This is a genomic window from Streptomyces flavofungini (assembly GCF_030388665.1).
Classification (GTDB): domain Bacteria; phylum Actinomycetota; class Actinomycetes; order Streptomycetales; family Streptomycetaceae; genus Streptomyces; species Streptomyces flavofungini_A.
This window is the reverse complement of record NZ_CP128846.1, coordinates 7350001-7372868: the sequence shown is the minus strand read 5'-3', so window position 1 is coordinate 7372868 and position 22868 is coordinate 7350001. Positions and strand designations below refer to the sequence as shown.

Annotated in this window: 19 protein-coding genes and 2 rRNA genes (1 of these 21 running past the window's edge); 7 read left to right on the top strand and 14 right to left on the bottom strand. The window is 72.1% G+C overall.

Annotated features, from left to right (window positions below):
- Nucleotides 1–37: 37 nt before the first annotated feature.
- Nucleotides 38–1672, top strand: coding sequence for a PucR family transcriptional regulator (locus QUY26_RS31620; RefSeq protein WP_289952714.1), 1635 nt, complete (start codon nucleotides 38–40; stop codon nucleotides 1670–1672).
- A gap of 4 nt (nucleotides 1673–1676) precedes the next feature.
- On the opposite strand, the gene QUY26_RS31615 is transcribed toward QUY26_RS31620, so the two are convergent.
- The 3 genes from QUY26_RS31615 to recN all read right to left on the bottom strand — a co-directional run bounded on the left by QUY26_RS31615 (nucleotide 1677) and on the right by recN (nucleotide 5877).
- Nucleotides 1677–2816 carry a glycosyltransferase family 4 protein gene (locus QUY26_RS31615; protein WP_289952712.1) on the bottom strand — a complete coding sequence of 380 codons (1140 nt, stop codon included), beginning with the start codon at nucleotides 2814–2816 and terminating at the stop codon, nucleotides 1677–1679.
- Nucleotides 2817–3150: 334 nt separating this feature from the next.
- Nucleotides 3151–3969: a hypothetical protein gene (locus tag QUY26_RS31610; RefSeq protein WP_289952710.1), complete on the bottom strand. Its 819-nt coding sequence runs from the start codon at nucleotides 3967–3969 to the stop codon at nucleotides 3151–3153.
- A gap of 189 nt (nucleotides 3970–4158) precedes the next feature.
- Complete coding sequence (gene recN / locus QUY26_RS31605; protein WP_289956208.1) at nucleotides 4159–5877, bottom strand: DNA repair protein RecN; 1719 nt, start codon at nucleotides 5875–5877, stop codon at nucleotides 4159–4161.
- A 195-nt stretch (nucleotides 5878–6072) separates the two neighbouring features.
- On the opposite strand from recN, the gene QUY26_RS31600 reads away from it, so the two are divergent.
- Nucleotides 6073–7425: an FtsX-like permease family protein gene (locus QUY26_RS31600; RefSeq protein ID WP_289952708.1), complete on the top strand. Its 1353-nt coding sequence runs from the start codon at nucleotides 6073–6075 to the stop codon at nucleotides 7423–7425.
- Nucleotides 7426–7591: 166 nt separating this feature from the next.
- On the opposite strand, the gene QUY26_RS31595 is transcribed toward QUY26_RS31600, so the two are convergent.
- Genes QUY26_RS31595 through QUY26_RS31585 form a run of 3 tightly spaced genes read right to left on the bottom strand, consistent with a single transcriptional unit; the run spans nucleotide 7592 to nucleotide 9676 of the window.
- A complete protein-coding gene (locus QUY26_RS31595; RefSeq protein WP_289952707.1) occupies nucleotides 7592–8497 on the bottom strand; it encodes an NAD kinase in 906 nt (301 codons plus the stop codon).
- Nucleotides 8494–9309 (bottom strand): TlyA family RNA methyltransferase, encoded by an 816-nt coding sequence (locus tag QUY26_RS31590; protein WP_289952705.1) that lies wholly within the window; start codon nucleotides 9307–9309, stop codon nucleotides 8494–8496. The genes QUY26_RS31595 and QUY26_RS31590 overlap by 4 nt, the downstream gene beginning before the upstream one ends.
- 7 nt (nucleotides 9310–9316) lie before the next feature.
- Nucleotides 9317–9676, bottom strand: coding sequence for a hypothetical protein (locus tag QUY26_RS31585; RefSeq protein WP_289952704.1), 360 nt, complete (start codon nucleotides 9674–9676; stop codon nucleotides 9317–9319).
- A 42-nt stretch (nucleotides 9677–9718) separates the two neighbouring features.
- On the opposite strand from QUY26_RS31585, the gene QUY26_RS31580 reads away from it, so the two are divergent.
- A complete protein-coding gene (locus tag QUY26_RS31580) occupies nucleotides 9719–10066 on the top strand; it encodes an SCP2 sterol-binding domain-containing protein (protein ID WP_289952702.1) in 348 nt (115 codons plus the stop codon).
- A gap of 125 nt (nucleotides 10067–10191) precedes the next feature.
- On the opposite strand, the gene QUY26_RS31575 is transcribed toward QUY26_RS31580, so the two are convergent.
- The 3 genes from QUY26_RS31575 to QUY26_RS31565 form a co-directional block, all read right to left on the bottom strand.
- Nucleotides 10192–11055 carry an ABC transporter ATP-binding protein gene (locus tag QUY26_RS31575; protein WP_289952699.1) on the bottom strand — a complete coding sequence of 288 codons (864 nt, stop codon included), beginning with the start codon at nucleotides 11053–11055 and terminating at the stop codon, nucleotides 10192–10194.
- A 94-nt stretch (nucleotides 11056–11149) separates the two neighbouring features.
- Nucleotides 11150–12178: a FecCD family ABC transporter permease gene (locus tag QUY26_RS31570; protein WP_289952697.1), complete on the bottom strand. Its 1029-nt coding sequence runs from the start codon at nucleotides 12176–12178 to the stop codon at nucleotides 11150–11152.
- Complete coding sequence (locus QUY26_RS31565; protein WP_289952695.1) at nucleotides 12175–13218, bottom strand: FecCD family ABC transporter permease; 1044 nt, start codon at nucleotides 13216–13218, stop codon at nucleotides 12175–12177. Before QUY26_RS31565 ends, QUY26_RS31570 begins: the two co-directional genes overlap by 4 nt.
- A 53-nt stretch (nucleotides 13219–13271) precedes the next feature.
- Here QUY26_RS31565 and QUY26_RS31560 point away from each other — a divergent pair, with 53 nt between their 5' ends.
- From QUY26_RS31560 to QUY26_RS31550, 3 genes are read left to right on the top strand one after another with little or no spacing between them, the layout of a single operon-like run.
- The gene (locus tag QUY26_RS31560) at nucleotides 13272–14333 is read left to right on the top strand and encodes an ABC transporter substrate-binding protein (protein ID WP_289952694.1); all 1062 of its coding nucleotides are present in this window, start codon (nucleotides 13272–13274) and stop codon (nucleotides 14331–14333) included.
- Complete coding sequence (locus QUY26_RS31555) at nucleotides 14333–15418, top strand: ABC transporter substrate-binding protein (RefSeq protein ID WP_289952692.1); 1086 nt, start codon at nucleotides 14333–14335, stop codon at nucleotides 15416–15418. Before QUY26_RS31560 ends, QUY26_RS31555 begins: the two co-directional genes overlap by 1 nt.
- Nucleotides 15419–15478: 60 nt before the next feature.
- The gene (locus QUY26_RS31550) at nucleotides 15479–16309 is read left to right on the top strand and encodes a siderophore-interacting protein (RefSeq protein ID WP_289952690.1); all 831 of its coding nucleotides are present in this window, start codon (nucleotides 15479–15481) and stop codon (nucleotides 16307–16309) included.
- A gap of 208 nt (nucleotides 16310–16517) precedes the next feature.
- Here QUY26_RS31550 and QUY26_RS31545 read toward each other — a convergent pair whose 3' ends face one another.
- Nucleotides 16518–17570, bottom strand: coding sequence for an HAD hydrolase-like protein (locus QUY26_RS31545; protein WP_289952688.1), 1053 nt, complete (start codon nucleotides 17568–17570; stop codon nucleotides 16518–16520).
- Nucleotides 17571–17641: 71 nt separating this feature from the next.
- Here QUY26_RS31545 and QUY26_RS31540 point away from each other — a divergent pair, with 71 nt between their 5' ends.
- Entirely contained in the window at nucleotides 17642–18919 is a 1278-nt protein-coding gene (locus tag QUY26_RS31540) for a DUF1015 domain-containing protein (RefSeq protein WP_289952686.1), read from the top strand.
- 78 nt (nucleotides 18920–18997) lie between these two features.
- On the opposite strand, the gene QUY26_RS31535 is transcribed toward QUY26_RS31540, so the two are convergent.
- From QUY26_RS31535 to QUY26_RS31520, 4 genes are all read right to left on the bottom strand, one after another.
- Nucleotides 18998–19882, bottom strand: a complete 885-nt coding sequence (locus tag QUY26_RS31535) for a tetratricopeptide repeat protein (RefSeq protein WP_289956207.1) — start codon at nucleotides 19880–19882, stop codon at nucleotides 18998–19000.
- Nucleotides 19774–20970 (bottom strand): hypothetical protein, encoded by a 1197-nt coding sequence (locus QUY26_RS31530; protein WP_289956204.1) that lies wholly within the window; start codon nucleotides 20968–20970, stop codon nucleotides 19774–19776. The genes QUY26_RS31535 and QUY26_RS31530 overlap by 109 nt, the downstream gene beginning before the upstream one ends.
- Before the next feature lie 206 nt (nucleotides 20971–21176).
- Nucleotides 21177–21293 (bottom strand): 5S ribosomal RNA (gene rrf, locus QUY26_RS31525).
- Between the two features lie 137 nt (nucleotides 21294–21430).
- A 23S ribosomal RNA gene (locus QUY26_RS31520) occupies nucleotides 21431–22868 on the bottom strand (it continues 1687 nt past the right edge of the window).

Sequence of the window (22868 nt, the reverse complement as noted above, 5' to 3'; positions counted from 1 at the left end):
CGGCCCGCTCCCGGCCTGGTCAGGTAGCGTCCGCCCCATGGACAGTCAGGACACCCAGGGCGGCATCACCGTACAGCGGGCGCTGGAACTCCCCGGTCTGCGCGGCGGCCTTCCCGAGATCGTCGCGGGCGCCGACCGGCTCGGCCGCACGGTGCGCTGGGTGCACGCGGGCGAGGTGCCGAACATCGCCTCGCTCCTCAAGGGCGGCGAACTCCTGCTGACCACCGGGCTCGGCCTCGGCTCCCGCCCGGCCGAGCAGCGCGCCTTCGTCCGCGACCTCGCCGAGCGCGGCATCGCGGCCCTGGTCGTGGAGCTGGGCCCGCGCTTCGCGCGCCTGCCCGCCGCGCTCGTCGACACGGCCCGCGCGGCCGGTCTGCCGCTGGTCCAGCTGCACCGCGAGGTGCCCTTCGTGACGGTCACCGAAGAGGTCCACACGGAGATCGTCAACGGCCACTACGCGCTCCTGCGCCGGGCCGAGGAAGTGCACCGCCGCTGCACCGGGGCGCTGCTCTCCGGCGGCGGCATCCCCCAAGTGCTTTCCGTCCTCGCCGAGTTCAGCGGCAACCCGGTGTTCCTGGAGACGGCGGACGGCCAGCTCCTGTACGCGGCGGGGGCAGGCAGCGCGTGCGCCGACCCGCTCCAGGTCTGGGAGGGGCTGCGAGGACGCCCCGAGGACCGGGCCGAGCCCCCCGCGGGCGCCGTCCTCGTGGACGTGCCCGGCGGCGGCCCCGGCGCCGGATCGGTGCGGGCCCGCCTGGTCCTGCTCGCCGTGGAGTCCACGCTGCTCCCCGTCCACCGGATCGCCACCGAGCGGGCCGCGGGCAGCCTCGCGGTGGTCCTGATGCAGGCGAGGCAGGAGGAGGAACTGGCGGCCCGCGGCCGCGGCGACTTCCTCACCGACCTCGCCGAGGGCCGCATCACCCCCGAGGACGCGCCCGCCCAGGCGCGGGTCCTCGGCTTCAAGCCCGGGCCGAGCCCACTGCTCCCCGTGGTCATGCGGATCCCCGACGGCCTGCCGACCGGCGGCGGTTGGGCGGTCCTCGCGCGCGCGGTCGCGGAGGAACTGGCGTCGGTGGGGGTGCCGGTCCTGCTCGGCGTGCGCCCCGTGGAAGGAAGGGTTCCGCTGCTGCTCGGGCTGCGCGCGGAGCCCGAGCGCACGACGGTCGCGGACCGGGTCGCGGCGGCGCTGCGGGCCGGGGTCGAGCGGGCGGGCATGCGGCGGGCCGGGGCGCAGCCGCCGATCGTGGTGGTCGGCGTGGCGGGCGGCTGGGCGGCGGCCGCGTCGGGCCTGCGGCACGCGGCGGAGACGGCCACGGCGGCGCAGGGGCTGCCGGACAGGCCCTGGTACGACGCGCGGCGCCTGGACATCGACCTGCTCCTGTGGCGCCTGCACCAGCACGACGGCACCGCGCTCGCTGCGTTCGTGGACCGCGCGATCGGCCCCCTGCGCGACCACGACCAGCGCTCCAAGCCGCCCCTGCTTCCCACCCTCCAGACCTACCTGGCGCACGCGGGCCGCAAGGCGGAGACGGCCCGCGAGCTCCACCTCAACCGCCAGACCCTCTACAACCGCCTGGCCCGGATCGGCGAACTCCTCGGCACGGACCTGGACGACCCGCAGACGGTCCTCGCCCTCAGCCTGGCGCTGCGGGCCCGCAGGCACGTGCCGTAGGCGGTCAGTACGGTCTGATCGGCTGGGTCAACTCGTCGTAGACGCTCAGCACTTGAGTGACCGTTTCGTCCTCCGTGGGCCAGGTGGCGGCCTGGGCGGTGCCCAGGTCCTTCAGTTCCTGGCGGCGCGCGTCGTCGGCGAGAAGCCGGGCGACGGCGTCGGAGAGGGCCCGGGCGTCCCCGTACGGGACGAGTTCGGCGGCGTCGCCGACGAGTTCGGGGATGCCGCCGACGGCGGTGGCGACGAGCGGCACGCGCGCGTGCAGGGCCTCCTGGGCGAGCAGCGAGCGGGACTCCCACTCGCTGGGCAGCACCACGAGGTCGGCGGCGGCGAGGAGTTCCGGTACGTCATCCCGGCGCCCGATGAGCCGTGCGGGCAGGCCCTCGGCGTCGATGCGGTCCTGGAGGGCGGCGCGCACGGACCCCTCGCCCGCGACGACGAGCAGCGGCTGCGGGGCGAGCTCGGCCCAGGTGCGGGCGGCGTCCAGCAAGATGTCGTAGCCGCGGTGGGGCTCCAGGGAGCCGACGGCGAGGAGCAAGGGGCGGTCGACGGCGCCGAGTTCGGCGCGGATCTTGTGGCGGGGCCCGGTGGGTTCGCCGTCCGTGCGCTCGGCGCGGCGGGGCGTGGGCAGGGCGACGGGGGCGAGGCGGGCGTCGCGCGCGCCCCGGCCGCGGGCCCGGACGACGAGATCGGACGAGGTGCCGAGGACCACGGCGGCGGCCTTGGCGACGCGACGCTCCAGGACCCGCAGGACGTGGGCGCGGGCGCCCGAGGCCTGGGCGCGAGTGTGCCAGGTGACGACGAGCGGGACGCGGCGGCCGGTGAGGGCGATGGCGGCGCGCAGGGCGGCGTGCAGCCCGTGCGCGTGCACCAGGTCGGCGTCGGCGCAGGCGGTCCGCAGGGCGGCGACGGACGCGGGGTCGCTGCGGCGCGGCACAGCCACGTGGCGGGCGCCGGTGCCCGCGAAGTCGTACGCCTCGTCGGCCTCGGTGGGGGCGCACACGGTGACGCGCACGCCGCGCGCGGCAAGCCCTGTCGCCAGGGACCTGACGTGCGCGCTGCTTCCCGCGCTGCCGCCGCCGAGGACCTGCACGGTGTGCAGCGGCGGCTGGCCTTGCGGTGCGGGGGTGCTCACGTGGCTCACGTGGCCGGGGCTCCTGGGTCGGGTCGGCGGCTGGGCGGCGCGCCGAGGGATGGGCGGGCGCCGGCGGTACGGGCGGTCGGTGGCCCGCCCACGGGCAGCGCCAAGAATGCCAGTACGTACGGCCGTTCCGGCACTGCTGAAAGGTCCCTTCCGCGTCGGGCCGGACAACTTCACGCACGGGATCACCCACTCGGGTGAGCACAGGCCCGGGACCCGGCCCGGGACCCCGGCCGAACGCCCCCCCGGCCCACGGCCCGCCGACCCCCGCATCTTCGCAAGCCGGAGGCCACGGCGGAAAGCCTTTGCCGAAGTTGGGGGCTGCGCCCCCGGGGAACTAAGCCCCCCGTCCGCCCCCTTCCCCTCTCCCCCTCTCCCCCTCCGCAACGAGCCCCGACCGGGCGACCCTGCTCACCGTGTCCCCGCACACCGCCGCGGCGACCAGGCCCGCCGCGTGGGCGGCGATCCCGGCGCGGCGGTTGCCCGCCACGATGGCCGCGCCCAGGGCCGCGCCGAGGGCGTGCGCCCCCGTGTCGCCGATCATCGTGCGCTGCGCCAGGTCGTCGGGCAGCACGGCGGCCGCCGCTCCCATCGACGCCGCGGCGAGGGTGGCGCCCGGGCCCGCGCGCAGCAGGCCGGGCGCGCCGAGGGCGAGCACCGTGGCGGCGGCCCGGCCGGGGCGTACGTCCACGAGGTTCACGAAGTGGGCGGTACCGGCGATGACGACGCCCGCGAGCACCTTGTCGACGGGACGTTCCTTCAGCAGGGCGCCCGCGGCGAGCGCGGCGGCCGAGACACCGAACAACTTCACGGCGCCACTGGTCACTTCGCCCCCGCGCAACGCCCCCAGATGCGCCCGGAACCCGCGCCGGGGGTCCGCCGCGCCCGCCACGTCGTCGTACGCCCCGCAAGCCCCCGCCGCCAGCACGGCGAGGCCCGCCGCCGCGCGCGGCCGGGGCGCGAGTGCCACCGCCCCGAGCGCGGCGCCGACAGCGGCCGCGGGGCCCGCGTGCAACTCGACTGTCCGTCCTGCGAAGTTCGTCCGCCGCCATTGGGCCGGCGTGCCGGGCGGGCGGGTGCGCAGCGCCGTGAGGGTGGCGAGGGTGGCGGTGGCGGCGAGGAGGAAGGCGGTGCGGCGACGGGAGGGAATGATCATGGAGATGAGGGTACGGGGGCCTCACGGGTGCGCCCCAGGCCCCGCTCCAGAAGCGCCGGACGGGCTATCTCTGGCCCGTCCGGCGCTTGAGGACGAGGCGCCAAGCGCCGATGGCGGGGGTCCGGGGGCGCAGCCCCCGGTCTCGGGAAGGGGCGGACTCGGGGAAACCCCCGGCAGGGCCCCCACCCCTCACCCGTCCCCCCGAGCCGCAGCCAACAGCTCCTCCGCATGCGCCCGAGCAGTCTCGGAGTCCTCCTGCCCGGCCAGCATCCGCGACAGCTCCCGCACCCGGTCCTCCCCCTCGAGGACCTGCACCCCGGACCGCGTGACGGACCCGTCGTTGGTCTTCTCGACCAGAAGCTGCCGATCGGCGAACGCAGCCACCTGCGGAAGGTGGGTGACGACGACGACCTGCGCGGACTTGGCGAGCCGCGCGAGCCGCCGCCCGATCTCGACGGCGGCCTTGCCCCCGACCCCCGCGTCGACCTCGTCGAAGAGATAGGTGGGCACGGGGTCCGTACCGGCGAAGACGACCTCGACGGCGAGCATGACGCGGGACAGCTCACCGCCGGAGGCGCCCTTGGCGATGGGCCGGGGCGGCGCGCCGGGGTGCGGGGCGAGGAGCAGCTCGACCTCGTCGACACCGGCGGGGCCGTAGGCGACGGTGCGGCCGTCGATCTCGACCCCGTCGGGATCGTCGGTCTGGCGCACGTCGATGGTCACGCGCGCGTGGGGCATGGCGAGCGAGGCCAGCTCCTCGGTGACGGCGGCGGCGAACCGGGAGGCGGCCTCGACACGGGCCTCGGTGAGGGCCCGGGCGAGCCCGGCGAGCTCGGCGCTCAACGCGTCCCGTTCGGCGGTGAGTCCGGCGAGCCGGTCGTCGTCGCCCTCCAGCTCGACGAGCCGGGCGGAGCCGTCCTCGGCCCAGGCGAGCACGGCTCCGAGGTCTTCTCCGTACTTGCGGGTGAGCTGCGTCAGGGCCGCCCGGCGCTCCTCGACGGCGGCGAGCCGCAGCGGGTCGGCGTCGAGGTCGTCGGCGTACCCGGCGAGTTCGCCCGCGACGTCCGACAGAAGGATGCCGATCTCGCCGATGCGCTCGGCGAGGGCGGCGAGGGCGGGGTCGTGGGAGCGGACGGCTTCGAGGGCACGGTGGGCGCCCGCGACGAGGGTGGTGGCGTCGACGCCCTCGGGGTCCTCGGGGTTCCCGGCGAGGGCGGCGTGGGCGAGCGTCGCGGCGGAGGCGAGCGCTTCGGCGTGCCCCAGGCGCTCGGCCTCGGCGGCGAGTTCGACGTCCTCGCCCGCGCGGGGTTCGACGGCGGCGATCTCCTCCAGGCCGAAGCGGAGCATGTCGGCTTCCTGGGCCCGCTCACGGGCGCGGGTGGTGATCTCGTCGAGTTCGGCGGCGACGGCCCGCAGCCTGCGGTACGCGGCGGCGTACTTCTCGAGGGGCACGGCGACGGCCTCGCCCGCGTACCGGTCGAGCGCACCGCGCTGCCGGGCGGGCTTGAGCAGGCCTTGCTGGTCACTCTGCCCGTGCACGGCGATGAGGTCGTCGGCCAGCTCGGACAGCACGCCGACCGGCACCGAGCGCCCGCCGAGGTGGGCGCGGGAGCGGCCCTCGGCGGAGATCGTCCGGCTGACGAGCAGCGCCCCGTCGTCGAGTTCGGCCCCGGCCTCCTCGGCGCGCACGGCCGCAGCGGCGTCCGAGGGCACGGTGATGCGCCCCTCCACGACCGCCGACTTGGCGCCGATCCGCACCAGGGCGGGGTCGGCGCGCCCGCCGAGCAGCAGGCCGAGGCTCGTGACGACCATCGTCTTGCCCGCTCCGGTCTCGCCGGTCACGGCGGTGAATCCGGGCGACAGCTCGACCACCGCGTCGTCGATGACTCCGAGCGACCGTATCCGCATCTCCTCCAACACGCACACGACCTTACGAGGTCAGAGGTCCGCTGTGCGACGTGCCCTGGCGTCCTTGCGTGAACGCGCAGGTGGCGAAGGCCCCGAAAACGTCACCTGTCACCCGCCGGGGTGGGGTTTTCCTCAGGGGGATTGTGCGGCGGCCTTCATGGTGGACGGCCACCCCGCCGCAGGATCATGATCGATATGAGTACAGGACTGGCTCGGGCGGCGCTGCGCGCGCACCGCCCGGCATTCATCGGCACGGCCGTCGCGGCGCTGTTCGCGGCGACGGTCGTGAGCGCGTCGACGATGGTGCTGCGGTCGACGAGTGCGGACGGCCTCTCGCGCGGAGCCCGCGCGGCACTCACGGAGAACGGCGTGGGCGACACGGCGGCCGTGCTCCTGATCGGCTCCATCTACATGTCGATATTCGTGGTCGCGTCGACGATGGGCACGGCCGTGGTGCAGCAGCACCGCGAGCTGGCCCTCGTCCGCTCCATCGGCGCCAGGCCACGCCAGGTCCGCCGCGCGGTGGCCGTCCAGTCCCTGGCCGCGTCGGTTCCCGCCGCCCTGGTGGGTTTCGCGCTCGGCGGTGTGCTGTCCCGCGTGTGGTTCCGTGGCATGGTCACGCACGGCCTGGTCCCGGCCGAGGTGCCCTTCCGCTTCAGCTGGCTCGCGCTGCCCGTGTGCCTGGGTGTCGCCGTGGTCACGTCGGCGCTGGCCGCCGTGCTGTCCGCGCTGCGCTTCTCCCTGCTGCGGCCCGCACGCGCGTTGCACGAGGCGGCGGCGGGGCGGCGCGGTCTCGGGCTGCTGCGGGCGCCGCTCGGGGTGCTCGCGGTCGCGGGCGGTGCCGTCCTCTCGGTGCTGCTCTCGCGGCAGCCCGCGGACGAGGCGGGCGAGGGGGCGTTCCTGGTCCTCATCCTGTTCTGCGTGGGCGCGGGGCTGCTCGGCCCGCGCCTCATCGGGCCCGCCGCCTGGCTGGTGTCGGCGGCCGTGGGCCGCGTCGGCGGCGGCGCGGCCCGCCTGGCGATGCTCAACGTCCGTTCCCAGCCGCGCCGTTTCTCCGCGGCGGTGGTGCCGCTGCTCCTCGTCGTCGGCTTCGGCCTCACGAAGATCGCGATGCACACGACGGCCCAGCACCACACCGGCTCCGCGGGCAGCACGGGCGAGGTCTGGATGGACTACATGGGCACGTCGTTGTACGCGGGCTTCGCCGCCATAGCCTCGGCCAACACCCTCGCCATGATCTCCTTCGAGCGCCGCCGCGATCTGGCCCTGCTGCGGGTCGTGGGCTCCCAGCGCCGCCAGGTGCGGGCGATGGCGGCCTGGGAGGCGGTGGTCGTCGCCGGGACGGCGCTGCTGCTCGGCGCCGTGATCGCGCTGGCGACCCTCGCCCCGATGCTGAGCACCGCCTTCGGCTCGGCCGTCCCGCATCTGCCGTGGGCGGTGCCGACAGGCATAGCTGCCAGCACGCTGCTCCTGACCCTGGGCGCCACCGGACTTCCGGTGGTGGCGGTGCTGCGGCGCCGGGCCATATCCGTGGTCAGCGCGACCTGACCCGGGGACATGGCTCTGTACGGGCCCCTGAAGCGCCCCGGCGAGGTCCGGGGCGCCCCGAAAGGGGCGCGGGGAACTGCGCGACCAGCCCCCACGAACCCGCGGAAATCAGCACAGCTCATCCAGCACAGTGCATCCAGCACAGCACAGCCCATCCAGCGAAGCGCTACTGCGGCGCCCCCCGCCACCCGGAGACCGGCAGGGCGAACTTGGCCACGAGCCGGTCGGTGAACGACGCGTGGTGCAGCCGCGCGAGCCGCACCGGCACGGCGCCCCGGCGCACCTCGACGCGTGCCCCGGCGGGCAGTTCGACGGTCCGCCGCCCGTCGCACCACAGCACCCCGTGCGGCGTGTGCGGTTGGACCTCGACGGCGAGGACGGAGTCCGGCGAGGTCACCAGCGGCTTGGCGAACAGGGCGTGCGCGCTGATCGGCACCATGAGCAGCGCCTCGACCTCCGGCCACACCACGGGCCCGCCCGCCGAGAAGGCGTACGCGGTCGATCCGGTCGGCGTCGCGCACACGATGCCGTCGCAGCCGAAGCCGGTCGCAGGACGGCCGTCGATCTCCAGGACGACCTCGAGCATCCGCTCGGCCGACATCTTCTGCACGGCGGCTTCGTTGAGGGCCCAGTCGCGGTGCACGACGTCGCCGTTGCTGTGCACGACGACGTCGACGGTCATGCGCTCCTCGACCTCGTAGGCCTTGGTGACGACGCGGTCGACGACCTTGTCCAGGTCGTCGCGCTCGGCCTCGGCGAGGAAGCCGACGCGGCCGAGGTTCACGCCGAGCATCGGCACCCCGGAGGCGCGGGCGAACTCCGCGCCGCGCAGCAGCGTCCCGTCACCGCCGAGCACGATGAGGAGTTCGCAGGCGTCCAGGCAGGCGGGGGTCGCCTCCTTGACCAGCTCCACCTCGTCCGGCAGCGGCAGGTCGGCCGCCTCCGCCTCCAGGACCCGCACGCCGAGGCCGCTGCGCAGCAGCCCCTGCACGACGAGTTCGGCACTGCGGATGGCCGCGGGCCTGCCGGTGTGCGCCAGGAGAAAAACAGTACGAGCTCGGGTCTGACTCAACGGGGCCCCTCCGCCACGGCACGGTCGACGTCCGCCGGGTCGAGTTCCGGCGCCCCGGCGCGCAGCCACAGAAAGTACTCGACATTCCCGGAGGGCCCGGGCAGCGGGCTCGCCGTCACTCCGCGCACCCCGAGGCCGAGCCCCCACGCCTGCCGTGCCACGGTCCGCACGGCGTCGGCCCGCAGCTCGGCGCTGCGCACCACGCCCCCACTGCCGAGGCGCTCCTTGCCGACCTCGAACTGCGGCTTGACCATCATGACCAGGTCCGCGTCAGGGGCGGCGCACCGCACGAGCGCGGGCAGCACGAGCCCCAGCGGGATGAAGGACAGGTCGCCGACGACCAGGTCCACGGGCTCGCCGTCGATGAGGTCGAGCGTCAACTCGCGTACGTTCGTCCGGTCCTTGACGGTGACCCGGTCGTCGCTCTGCAGTGACCAGGCGAGCTGGCCGTAGCCGACGTCGACGGCGACGACGTGCGCCACGCCCGCGCGCAGCAGCACGTCGGTGAAGCCGCCGGTGGAGGCGCCCGCGTCCAGGGCACGCCGCCCTTCGACGGTGAGCCCTTCCGGCACGAAGGCCTTCAGGGCGCCGGCGAGCTTGTGGCCGCCGCGCGAGACGTAGTCGGGGTCGTCGTCGTCCTGGGTGACGACGATCGCGGCGGCCGTCTCCACCTGCGTGGCCGGTTTGGTCGCGAGGGTCTTGCCGACGCTCACCCGGCCGGCGGCGATCAGCTGGCTTGCGTGCTCGCGCGAGCGCGCGAGCTTCCTGCGGACCAGCTCGGCGTCGAGGCGGCGGCGTGCCACTCCTGCCACGTTCGGTTCAGCTCCTGTTGTCGGTCGGTGCGGGTGCCCCCGAGGGGGCGGGCGGCCCGGGGTGTGCGTCCAACGAGGTCAGCGCGTCGCGCAGACCCCGGTGCACATCCTCGTACACCTCGATGTGGCCGTCGGTGGCGAGGTGGTCGGCGTCGCCGAGACGCTGGAGCTGGGCATCCACCTCGGCGTTGCCGGTGGGGGTGCGGACGATTTCCAGCGGGGCGGGCTCAAAGGGGTCGGCGTCGGCCTCCGAGGACACCGGAGCATCAGCCTCCGGATCCACCGGGACATCGGCGTCCGCCTCCACCGGAATCTCGTACTCCGCCTCCGCGAGCTCGGGCTCGCGGCCCGGCGTCCAGTCGCTCATGCCACGACGCTACATCGAAGCCCTGCGGTACCGTCGATCACGATGGCGACCATGGCGGAGTGCCGCAGCGCACTCGACAAACTCTCCGACAACCTCGCGGCCGCGGACGGCGACGTACGCAGCGCCGCGGCGCTCGACCGCTCCCTGAGCTGCCACCTCAGAGACCTGGACGTCACCCTCTCCGGCCGCCTCCAGAACGGCCGGATCGAGGTCCTGGACGAACACCCCGGACCACCCCGCGAGAAGTCCCAGATCCGCCTGGCCATGACGGGAGACGACCTGGTCGCCATGGTCAACGGCGATCTGAACTTCGCCAAGGCCTGGACATCGGGCAGGGTCAAGCTGGAAGCGGGCCTACGCGACCTCCTCCACCTGCGAAAGCTCCTCTGAAGCCCGCCCACCGCTCGAGGCCGAGCCGCGCCCCAAGCCCGTCCGGCGCTTGAGGACGAGCCGCGAAGCGGCAAAAAAGGGGGGAACGGGGGCGAAGCCCCCATATAACAACCCCGCCCCCATCCTTACGCGCCCCGCGAGCCCCCGCGAGACTTCCGAGCCGCAGGCACCACCAACGGCGTCCCCGTCTCCGGATCATCGATCACCTGACACTTGATCCCAAAGGTCTCCGCCACCAGCTCAGCGGTCACGATCTCCCCAGGCGGCCCCTCGGCCAGCACCTTCCCGTCGCGCAGCGCGATGAGATGCGTGGCGTACCGGGCGGCGTGGTTCAGATCGTGCAGCACGGCGACCAACGTGCGCCCCTGCTCCTCGTGGAGATCGGCGCACAGGTCGAGGACGTCGATCTGGTGCTGGATGTCGAGGAACGTGGTCGGCTCGTCGAGCAGCAGCAGCGGCGTCTGCTGGGCGAGCGCCATGGCGATCCACACACGCTGGCGCTGGCCTCCGGAGAGCTCGTCGACGTACCGGTCCCCCAGCTCGGCGACACCGGTCGACTCCATGGACTCGCGCACGATCCGCTCGTCCTCCTTGGACCACTGCCGCAGCAGCCCCTGGTGCGGGTAGCGGCCGCGCGCCACCAGGTCGCCGACCGTGATGCCGTCGGGGGCGATGGACGACTGCGGCAGCAGGCCGAGCGTCCGCGCGACCTGCTTGGCGGGCAGCGACTGGATGGTCTGGCCGTCGAGGAGGACCCGCCCGGCGGAGGGCTTGAGCATCCGGGACAGGGCGCGCAGGAGCGTGGACTTGCCGCAGGCGTTCGGACCGACGATCACCGTGAAGGAGTTGTCGGGGATCTCCACGGACAGCTTCTCCGCGATGACACGCTGGTCGTAGCCGATGGTCACGTCGTCGGCGATGAGCCGGTTCACGGGGACACGCTCCTGGGCGTCGGGTTCTTCGTACGAGGTCAGGGACCGCGGCGTCATGAGCGCCCCCACCGGGGGGCACGGCCGCGGCGGGCGCCCGGGCCGGGACAGCCACGGCAGGCGCAATCGCGGCGGGCGCGATCGCGGCAGGCACTCATATGCGCCCCGCCTTGCGCTCGGTGACCAGCAGCCACAGCAGATACACCCCGCCGAGGACACCGGTGACGACGCCGACGGGCAGCTGGTCGGCGCCGAAGGCCCGCTGCGAGGCCCAGTCGGCGACGATCAGCAGGGTCGCGCCCATGCACATGGCGGGCACCAGGTTCGGGCCCGGCGAGCGTGTCAGACGGCGGGCCAGCTGCGGCGCGGTGAGGGCGACGAAGCTGACGGGCCCCGCGGCGGCGGTCGCGGCCGCGGTGAGCAGCACGGCGGCGCCCATGAGGACGACGCGGGTCCGCTCGACGGGCACCCCGAGCGCGTACGCCGTGTCGTCGCCCATCTCCAGCATCCGCAGCGGCCGCGCGTGCATGACGATCAGCGGAAGCAGCACGGCGCACAGCGTGAGCAGCGGCCAGACCTGCTCCCAGTCGCGGCCGTTGAGCGAGCCCGTCATCCACACGACCGCGCGGGCCGCGTCGACGAAGTCCGCCTTGGTCAGGAGGTAGCCGTTCATGGCGACGGCGAAGGCGTTGATGCCGATGCCGACGAGGACGAGCCGGTAGCCGTGCACGCCGCGCCGCCAGGCCAGCAGATACATCGCGGCGCCGGTGACCAGGCCGCCGACCAGCGCGGCGACCGCGACCTGACCCGCGCTGCCGCTGAAGACCACGATCGCAAGGAGCGCGCCGGCGGTCGAGCCCTGCCCGATGCCGAGGACGTCGGGGCTGCCCAGCGGGTTGCGGGAGATGGACTGGAACAGCGCGCCGCCGAGGCCGAGGGACGCGCCCACCAGGAGCCCGACCACGACCCGCGGCAGCCGCAGGTCGTTGATGATGAACTCCTGGCCGGAGTCGCCGTTGCCCAGGAGGGTGCGGATGACGTCGGCGGCCGGGATGTCGAAGTCGCCGGTGCCGATGAGCACGACGCTCGCGACGAGCGCGGCGAGCACGAGGGTCACCACCACGACGGCCGTGCGGACGTCGAGGCGGACCGAGAGGCCGCCGCGGGTACGTATCGCCTTCACAGCTGGGCCGTCCTCCGCCGTCGTACGAGCAGGATGAACACCGGGGCGCCGATGGCCGCGGTGACGATGCCCACCTGGACCTCCGCGGGGCGCGAGATCACCCGGCCGAGCACGTCGGCGCCGAGCAGCAGGACGGGGGCGAGGACGGCGGCGTAGGGGAAGATCCAGCGCATGTCGGGCCCGGTGAAGGAGCGCACCATGTGCGGCACCATCAGGCCGACGAAGGCGATCGGCCCGCAGGCGGCGGTCGCGGCGCCGCACAGCAGCGTCGCGGCGGCCATGGACAGGGCGCGGGTGCGGGTCAGCCGGGCGCCGAGGGCGCGGGCGGTGTCGTCGCCCATCGCCACGGCGTTGAGCGGCCGGGCGAGGCCGAGCGCGAGCAGGGTACCGACGGCGAGGAACGGCAGGACCTGCTGGATGGTCTCCATCTTGGCGGAGGCCAGCGAGCCGACCGTCCAGAAGCGCATCTTGTCCAGCGCGGCGTTGTCCGTGATCATCACGGCCTGGAGGTAGCCGGCGAGGGCCGCGGTCAGGGCGGTACCGGCGAGCGCGAGCCGCACGGGGGTGGCGCTGCGGGTGCCGCCGAGCGCGTACACCAGCACCCCGACGATCGCCGCGCCCGCGAAGGCGAACCACACATAGCCGCTCAGCGAGGTGACGCCGAAGAAGCTGATGGCGGTGACCACGGCGGCCGACGCGCCCATGTTGATGCCGAGCAGGCCGGGGTCGGCCAGCGGATTGCGGGTCAGGGCCTGCAGGACCGCGCCGGACAGACCGAGTCCCAGCCCCGCGAGGACCCCGAGGAGGGTGCGCGAGACCCGCTCGCCGACCACGACGTCCGCGTACGTCCCCGAGTCCTCGAACAGCCCGTGCCAGACCTGGTCCATGGAGAGCTGTTTGGCGCCCACGGAGATGCTGACGGCCATCAGGGCCAGCAGCAGGACGACGGAGAGGACGAGCCCGGCACCGCGCAGGGCGCGGCGGCCGGGTGGCGCGGGAGCGGCTTCCGCGCCGGGTTCGGGGGGACTGTCGACCAACACGCGGTTAGGTTAGCCTACCCTCCTATTGGTCTTCGACGAGAGAAGCACCACGTATGCCCCGGTCACGCCCCTCTCCTCGCTCCCCTCTCGCCCCGCTCCCGCCGCTGTCGCGGCGCGCCTTCCTCGGCGCGGGCGCCACGCTCGGGGCCGGCGGCATGCTCGCGGCGTGCGGCGACGACAAGGGCGACGGCGGCAACTCCTCGCAACAGGGCGGGCCCTGGGCGTTCAAGGACGACCGCGGCGAGACGGCACGGGCCGGAAGCCGGCCGCGCCGCATCGTCGCCTACATCGGCGCGGCCGCCGCCCTGCACGACTTCGGCATCGAGTGCACCGGCGTCTTCGGCCCCACCAAGCTCAAGAACGGCGACCCCGACGTACAGGCCGCGGGTGTCGATGTCGACAAGGTGACCGTCATCGGCAACGCCTGGGGCCAGTTCAGCATCGAGAAGTACGCGGGCCTGCGCCCCGAACTCCTCGTCAGCACCATGAATGTCTCCCCGACCCTCTGGTACGTACCGGAGGAGTCCACCGACAAGATCCTGCCGATCGCGCCCAGCGTCGGCATCCTCACCGGCAAGACGACCCTGACCAAGGCCATCGGCCGCTTCGCCGAACTCGCCGAGTCCCTGGGCGCCGACCCGCGGGCCACGAAGGTGACCGCGGCGAAGAAGCGCTTCGAGGACGCCTCCGAACGGCTCCGCAAGGCCGCCGGGGCCGCGAAGTCCCGCGGCGGCGTCAAGGTCCTCGCGATGGCCGCGCAGGCCGACCGCATGTATGTGGGCGATCCGCGCGACTTCACCGACCTGCGCCACTACAGCGACCTCGGCGTCGAGTTCGTCACGCCGACCGGCACCGCGAAGGGCGGCTTCTTCCAGGACCTCAGCTGGGAGAACGCCGACCGGTACGAGGCCGACCTGATCCTTGTCGACAAACGGACCGGAAACCTCCAGCCCGCCGAGCTGAGGAAGTCCAAACCGACGTGGGCCCGTCTGCCCGCCGCCGAGTCCGACCAGGTCATCCCCTGGTTCAACGAAGCCCGGTTCAGCCACGCCGGATACGCGCCCCTCATCGAGCGGCTCGCCAAGGCGATAGAAGACTCGAAGAAGGTCGCCTGATGCGCGCGCTCCGCCCCTCCCGCACCCTCGCTCCCACCCGCACCGCCGGCGGCGTCAGCCGCCGCGGCCTGCTGACCGGCGGCGCCGCCCTCTGCCTCGGCGCCGCCCTCACCGGCTGCGGCAGCGAGAACTCCGACAGCTCCGAGAACTCCGACAGCAAGGCCAAGAACTCGGGCTCGGGCTCCGACGGCAAGGCCTGGAGCTTCAAGGACGACCGCGGCAGGACGGCGCGCGCCGACTCGACCCCGAAGAACATCGTCGCGTTCATCAGCACCGCCGCGGCCCTGCACGACTACGGCGTCGAGGTCACCGGCGTCTTCGGCCCGTCCAAGCCCGTGGGCGGCAAGCCCAACCCGCAGGCCGGCGATCTCGATGTCGACAAACTGACGAGCCTCGGCGAGACCTGGGGCCAGTTCAACATCGAGAAGTACGCGTCCCTCAAGCCCGAGCTGCTGATCAGCAACATGTTCCCCCCGCCCAACCTCTGGTTCGTCCCCGAGGAGAGCAGCAAGAAGATCGCCGCCCTCGCCCCGACGGTCGGCATCAACGGCGCCCGCGCCTCCCTCCTCGAACCCCTCAAGCGCTACACCGACCTGGCCGCCTCACTCGGCGGCGATCTGGAGTCCCAGAAGGTCAAGGCCGCCAAGTCCCGCTTCGAGAAGGCCGAACGGACGCTGCGCGAGGCCGCGAAGGCCAATGGCGGGCTGAAGGTCTTGGCGATGACGGGCGACGCCCAGCAGATGTACGTCGCCGTCCCGGACTCCTACTGCGACCTGAACTACTTCAAGGACCTCGGCGTCGAGTTCGTCGAGGGCAAGAAGAGCGACGAGTGGGGCTTCTGGGAGTTCCTCAGCTGGGAGAACGCCGACAAGTACCACGCCGACCTGATCATGGTCGACAACCGCTCGTCGGCGCTCACCGAGGACCAGCTCGCGAAGAAGCCCACCTGGAACAAGCTGCCCGCCGTGAAGGCCGGCCAGACCGTCCCGTGGTCCATGGAGGAGCGCTACAGCTACGCCGGTTACGCCCCCGTGCTCGAACAGCTCGCGGCGGCCGTCGAGAAGTCGAAGAAGCTCAGGCGATAGCGGCCGCCACCTCGGGGCGGCGGCCGTCCCGCCACCGCGCTCAGGAGAAAGGCTCAGCCCATGACCGACGCCCCGTTCCGGTTCTTCGACACCCAGGTCCTGCGCACCGAGCGCCTGACGCCGTCGATGGTCCGCGTGGCCTTCGGCGGCTCCGACGTGGCCGAGATGGCATCGGGCGGCCGCGACCAGCGCGTGAAGGTGTTCCTGCCGCAGCCCGGCCAGAGCGCGCCGGTCATGCCGGACACCGAGTCCCCCGACTGGTACGCGGCCTGGCGGGACCTGGACCCCGACGTCCGCGGCATCATGCGCACGTACACCATCCGTGAACTGCGCCGCGACCCGCACGAGTTGATCGTCGACTTCGCCGTGCACGCGCCCGCCCCGGACGCGCCGTCCACCGAGGGCCCCGCGTCACGCTGGGCCCGCACGGCACGCCCCGGCACCCGCGTCGGGGTCCTCGCTCCGGTCGAGGAGGAGAACGCCGCGTACGACTTCAGGCCGCCCGCGGACACCGACTGGATCCTCCTGACCGGCGACGAGTCGGCGCTGCCCGCCGTCGCGGGCATCCTCGAATCGCTGCCGCCCTCGACGCGGGTCCTGGCCTGGCTGGAGCTGCGCGACCCGGCGGACCGCCGGCACCTGCTCACCAAGGCGGACGCCGACATCACCTGGCTCACGGGCGAGGGCACGACGACGGTCGCGATCAGCGCCGCCGACCTGCCCACCGGCGCTCCCTACGCCTGGATCGCCGGCGAGTCCGCGACGGTCAGGGCCGTACGCCGCCACCTGGTCACCGACCGGGGCTTCGACCGCAAGCGCATCAAGTTCACGGGGTACTGGCGCAAGGGCGTGACGGAGGACCAACTCCTGTCCCGCGGCGAGGAAGCGTAACTTCCGCAGCACTCGCACCGCTTCAGCCCGTCCGACGCTTGAGGACGAGGAACGAAGCGGCGATCCGACGGAGGTCCGCCCCACCCTCCCCTGACTCCCGCCTGCGCTCACCAGCCCGTCCTGCGTTCGGGGCCGAGGCCCTGAGCGCCGACAGCGGGGGGCCGAGGGCGCAGCCCCCGGCTTCGAGCAGGGGCGGGACCGGGGAAACCTAAAGCCCCAGCCGCGCCAACGCCTTCCCCCCGTCCAACCCGCACGCCCCGTCCCCCGCCGCCGCCCACGCGGCCGCGCACAAGGCCCGCAGCCCGTCCATGGCCGCCCCCTCGCCCTCGAGGACCAGAGCCTCCCCGCGCGCGAAGGCAACCCACCCCCCACAGCCGAACCCCTCGCCCGCCTGCCCCACCTCGGGCTGCCCCCTCAGCATCCCCCGCAGATCGGCGTCCACATACGTGGGCCGGTGCTCGGGCCGAGCGGCCAGCAACCGCGCCCCGTCCGTCACTCCCGTCAGCACGAGCAGCGAGTCCACACCGCCGTTGAACGCGCCCTCGATGTCTGTGTCGAGCCGGTCCCCGACGACCAGCGGCCGCTCGGCCCCGGTCCGCAGGATCGTCTCCCGGTGCATCGGGGGCAACGGCTTCCCCGCGACCTGCGGCTCCGCCCCGGTCGCGATGCGCACGACCTCCACGGCGGCGCCGTTCCCCGGGGCGATCCCCCGCCCGCTGGGGATGGTCAGGTCCGTGTTGGACGCGAACCACGGCACACCCCGCGCGATCGCGTAGCAGGCCTCCGCGAACCGCCCCCACGCCAACTCGGGGCCCCCGTACCCCTGCACCACGGCCACCGGATCGTCGTCGGCGGACTCCACCGGCTCAAGCCCACGCTCACGCAGCGCGACCCGCAGCCCTTCCCCTCCCACCACCAACACCCGCGCCCCCGAGGGCACTTGCTCACCCACGAGCCGCGCGACGGCCTGCGCCGACGTGATCACGTCCGACGGGCCGGTGGGAATGCCGAGCTCCGTCAGATGGTCGGCCACCGCGTCCGGCGTACGCAGCGCGTTGTTCGTCACGTACGCGAGATGCATGCCCCCGGACCGGGCCGTCGCCAGCGAATCGACGGCGTGGGCGATGGCCTTCCCACCCGCGTACACCACCCCGTCGAGATCGAGCAGCGCCGTGTCGTAGCTCTCGCTCAGCGCCCGCTCACTGCCCGCTGGACGCGTCCGCGCAGGCTGATCGCCACCGCTGTTGACGGTCTGGCTCATTACGCATCTCTCCTCGCTAATTCCACTCCCCCGATCATCGCTCATGCCACTGACACACTTACGATGCACTAATGAACACAGCGGGTCACACGGACGTCCACGGCCTCGACCTGATCCCGTTCCGGGGGGTGCGGTACGACTCCGAACGGGTCGGCTCCCTCGCCGCCGTGACCTCACCGCCGTACGACGTGATCGTGCGGCCGGACGGTCTCCTGGAACTGGAATCGGCGGATCCGCACAACATCGTCCGCCTGATCCTGCCGCAGGCGACCACCCCGGCGGCCCGCAACCGCCAGGCCGCCGACACCCTCCACGACTGGCTCGCCGAAGGCATCCTGGCTCCCGACCCGATCCCGGCCCTGTACGTGTACGAGCAGCGGAACGGCGACATCCTCCAGCGCGGCATCATCGGCGCCCTGCGCCTGTCGGAGGCAGCCGACGGCATCGTCCTGCCGCACGAGGACGTCATGCCGCACGTCGTCGAGGACCGGGCCGCCCTCATGCGCGCGACGGCCGCGAACCTGGAGCCGCTGCTCCTCACCTACCCCGGCGGCGCGTCGACGGACGGTGCGGCGGCCGCCATAGAGCGCGCGACGCACCACAAGCCGCTGCTCTCCACGACCACCGAGGACGGCTTCAGCCATCGTCTGTGGGCGGTGACCGACCCCGCCGAGATCGCTGAAATCCAGTCAGATCTGGCCCACCACCAGGCTCTCATCGCCGACGGCCACCACCGCTGGGCGACAAATCTGCGCGTGCGGGCCGAACACGCCTCTCCCGGACCGTGGGACTTCGGCCTGGTCCTGCTGGTCGACACGGCCCGCTATCCGCTGCGGGTCCGCGCGATCCACCGCTATCTGCACCGGCTCCCGGTCGCCGACGCCTTGGCCGCGCTCGCGGACTCCTTCCGGGTACGCACACTGGAGTGCTCCTTGTCCGAGGCACTGGCGGCCCTCGGCGACGCCGCGGCCGAGAGCAACGCGTTCCTCCTGGCGGGCGACGGCTCGTACCACCTGGTGGACCGTCCCGACCCCGACCTGCTGGCCCGCACGGTCCCCCACAGCCGCCCGGAGGCCTGGCGCACCCTGGACGCGACGGTCCTGCACTCCACGCTCCTGGACCACGTCTGGCAGGTCCCGGACACCCCGGAGCACATCGCGTACATCCATCACACGGAGGCGACGGTCGAGAAGGCCGAGCGCGAAGGCGGCACGGCGGTGCTGATGCACCCGGTCCGTGAGGAGGTCGTACGCGACCTGGCCCGCCAGGGCGTCACGATGCCCCAGAAGTCCACGTCGTTCGGCCCTAAGCCCGCGACGGGTCTGGTCCTGCGCGACCTGGCGTTCTGACCTCGGACCGACGCTTCGTACGTACGCCGAAGGGGCGGGCCTCCCACTGGAGACCCGCCCCTTCACGTCCCACCGCCATCAGTCCTTGTCGCGCCGCACACCTTCATCGCCATCGGCAACATCGGCATCGACATCTGCATCTGCATCTGCATCTGCATCGACGTCATCCGCAACGCCCGCGTCGGCATCCACATCGACAGCGGCGGGTGCGGGTTCGGCCGCGTCCACCGACTGCCCCGACTCCGTCGACTCCGTCACCTGGGGCTCGGCCTCAGCTTCATCGCCCTCGAGCGCGTCGACGAACTCGACGCCGTCGAGCTCGGCGAGCCGGTCGGACGCGTCGGTGCTGCCGTCCTTGTCGGCCTCGATGGCCTTGGCGAACCACTCGCGCGCCTCGTCCTCGCGCCCGGCCGCGAGCAGTGCGTCACCGTAGGCGTACCGCAGGCGGGCGGTCCAGGGCTGGACGGAGCTGGAGGCCAGCTCGGGGCTCTGCAGCGTGACGATCGCGGCGTCGAGCTGCCCCATGTCGCGGCGCGCTCCCGCGGCGACGAGCCGCATCTCGACCTGGCCGGCCTTGTCGAGCTTGTGCACCTCGGGTGCACCGGCCATGTCGAGCGCCTTCTCGGGCCGTCCGAGCCCGCGCTCGCAGTCCGCCATGACGGGCCACAGCTCCACGCCGCCGGTCATCCGCCGCGCGGCCCGGAACTCGGCGAGCGCCTCGCTGTACTTCTGGTTCGCGTACGCGGCGAAGCCCGCGGCCTCGCGTACGGCGGCGACGCGCGAGGCGAGCCGCAGCGCGACCTTGGAGTAGCCGTAGGCCTGCTCGGGGTCCTCGTCGATGAGCTTGGCGACCATCACCAGGTTCCTGGCGACGTCCTCAGCGAGCCCCTTGGGCAGGCTCTGCAGCTCCTGCCGTACGTCCTGGTCGATCTCGTCGCCCGTGACGTCGTCCGGGATCGGCAGCCGCTTGATCGGCTCACGGTCCCGCTCGCGGTCGTCACGGCGGAACCCACCGCGGTCGCCGTCACGCCGGTCGTCCCGCCCACGGAACCCACCGGGCCGCCCACGGCTGTCGTCCCGACGGGGGCCGCGGCCGCGGTCGTCACGGCCTCGGTCGTCACGCCCACGGTAGCCGCCACCACGGTTGTCGTCGCGGCGGAAACCACCACGGTCCCCGTCGCGGCGGTCGTCGCGGCGGTCGTCGCGGCGGAACCCGCCACGGTCGTCGCGCCGGTCGTCCCGCCGGAACCCGCCACGGTCGCCACGGTCGTCCCGCCGGTCATCCCGACGGAACGCCGGACGGTCGTCCCGCCGATCATCCCGACGGTCACCATCCCGGCGGTCATCCCGACGATCGTCACGGCGGAAACCGCCGCGGTCACCGCGGTCGCGGTCATCACGCCGGAAGCCGGGACGGTCGCCACCACGGTTGTCGTCGCGGCGGAAGCCACCACGGTCCCCGTCGCGGCGGTCGTCGCGGCGGTCGTCGCGACGGAACCCGCCACGGTCGTCGCGCCGGTCGTCCCGCCGGAACCCGCCACGGTCGCCACGGTCGTCCCGCCGGTCATCCCGACGGAACGCCGGACGGTCGTCCCGCCGATCATCCCGACGGTCACCATCCCGGCGGTCGTCACGGCGGTCATCCCGGCGGAAGGCCGGACGGTCGCTGTCACGCCGGAAGCCGGGGCGGTCTCCGTCACGGCGGAAGCCGCCCCGGTCGCCGCCACGGTCGCGGTCGTTGCCTCCACGGTCGTCGCGCCGGTCATCGCGCCGGTCATCGCGTCGAAACCCGCCGGGCCGGTCGTCGCGACGGAAGGAGGGGCGCCCGCTGTCACGGTCGTCACGTCCGCGGTAGCCGCTTCCGCCACGGTTGTCGTCACGGCGGAAGCCACCACGGTCACCGTCACGGCGGTCGTCCCGTCGGAATCCGCCGCGGTCACTGCGGTCACCGCGGTCGTTGCGGTCCCGGTCGTCGCGACGGAAGGAGGGGCGATCCCCGTCTCGACGGTCGTCGCGGCGCGGACCGCGGTCGTTGTCGCGACGTGGCCCACCGCGGTATCCACCCCGGTCGCCACCATCCCGGCGGCGCTGGTCGCGCTCCGGTCGCTCGTCGGGAGAGTTGGTGGACATGGGTGACTCCTAGTCTTCGGTACCGCAGTCATTCTGACGCAGCCGCGTAGCCGGCGCTCTTCGAGCAAAAACAAAAAGGACCCTTGGTCCCAGCGTGAACGCTGGGACCAAGGGTCCTCCAAAAATTGTTCGGCGGCGTCCTACTCTCCCACAGGGTCCCCCCTGCAGTACCATCGGCGCTGTAAGGCTTAGCTTCCGGGTTCGGAATGTAACCGGGCGTTTCCCTTACGCTATGACCACCGAAACCCTATGAAATATCCCGCTGCAAGAGCAGGATCTCAAACAGGGCAGCGAACAAGCACACTCTTCAATTGAAGTAGAGCTGTTCAGCCGACACAACTGTTCGTTGTTTCAGAACCAACACAGTGGACGCGAGCAACTGAGGACAAGCCCTCGGCCTATTAGTACCAGTCAACTCCACCCCTCACAGGGCTTCCATATCTGGCCTATCAACCCAGTCGTCTACTGGGAGCCTTAACCCCTCAAAGGAGGTGGGAGTCCTCATCTCGAAGCAGGCTTCCCGCTTAGATGCTTTCAGCGGTTATCCTTTCCGAACGTAGCCAACCAGCCATGCCCTTGGCAGAACAACTGGCACACCAGAGGTTCGTCCGTCCCGGTCCTCTCGTACTAGGGACAGCCCTTCTCAAGACTCCTACGCGCACAGCGGATAGGGACCGAACTGTCTCACGACGTTCTAAACCCAGCTCGCGTACCGCTTTAATGGGCGAACAGCCCAACCCTTGGGACCGACTCCAGCCCCAGGATGCGACGAGCCGACATCGAGGTGCCAAACCATCCCGTCGATATGGACTCTTGGGGAAGATCAGCCTGTTATCCCCGGGGTACCTTTTATCCGTTGAGCGACGGCGCTTCCACAAGCCACCGCCGGATCACTAGTCCCGACTTTCGTCCCTGCTCGACCCGTCAGTCTCACAGTCAAGCTCCCTTGTGCACTTACACTCAACACCTGATTACCAACCAGGCTGAGGGAACCTTTGGGCGCCTCCGTTACCCTTTGGGAGGCAACCGCCCCAGTTAAACTACCCATCAGACACTGTCCCTGATCCGGATCACGGACCCAGGTTAGACATCCAGCACGACCAGAGTGGTATTTCAACGACGACTCCACGAACACTGGCGTGCCCGCTTCACAGTCTCCCACCTATCCTACACAAGCCGAACCGAACACCAATATCAAACTGTAGTAAAGGTCCCGGGGTCTTTCCGTCCTGCTGCGCGAAACGAGCATCTTTACTCGTAGTGCAATTTCACCGGGCCTATGGTTGAGACAGTCGAGAAGTCGTTACGCCATTCGTGCAGGTCGGAACTTACCCGACAAGGAATTTCGCTACCTTAGGATGGTTATAGTTACCACCGCCGTTTACTGGCGCTTAAGTTCTCAGCTTCGCCACCCCGAAGAGTGACTAACCGGTCCCCTTAACGTTCCAGCACCGGGCAGGCGTCAGTCCGTATACATCGCCTTACGGCTTCGCACGGACCTGTGTTTTTAGTAAACAGTCGCTTCTCGCTGGTCTCTGCGGCCACCCCCAGCTCAGACAGCAAGTGTCATCACCAGAAATGGCCCCCCTTCTCCCGAAGTTACGGGGGCATTTTGCCGAGTTCCTTAACCATAGTTCACCCGAACGCCTCGGTATTCTCTACCTGACCACCTGAGTCGGTTTAGGGTACGGGCCGCCATGAAACTCGCTAGAGGCTTTTCTCGACAGCATAGGATCATCCACTTCACCACAATCGGCTCGGCATCAGGTCTCACCCACAAGAACGACGGATTTACCTATCGCTCGGGCTACACCCTTAC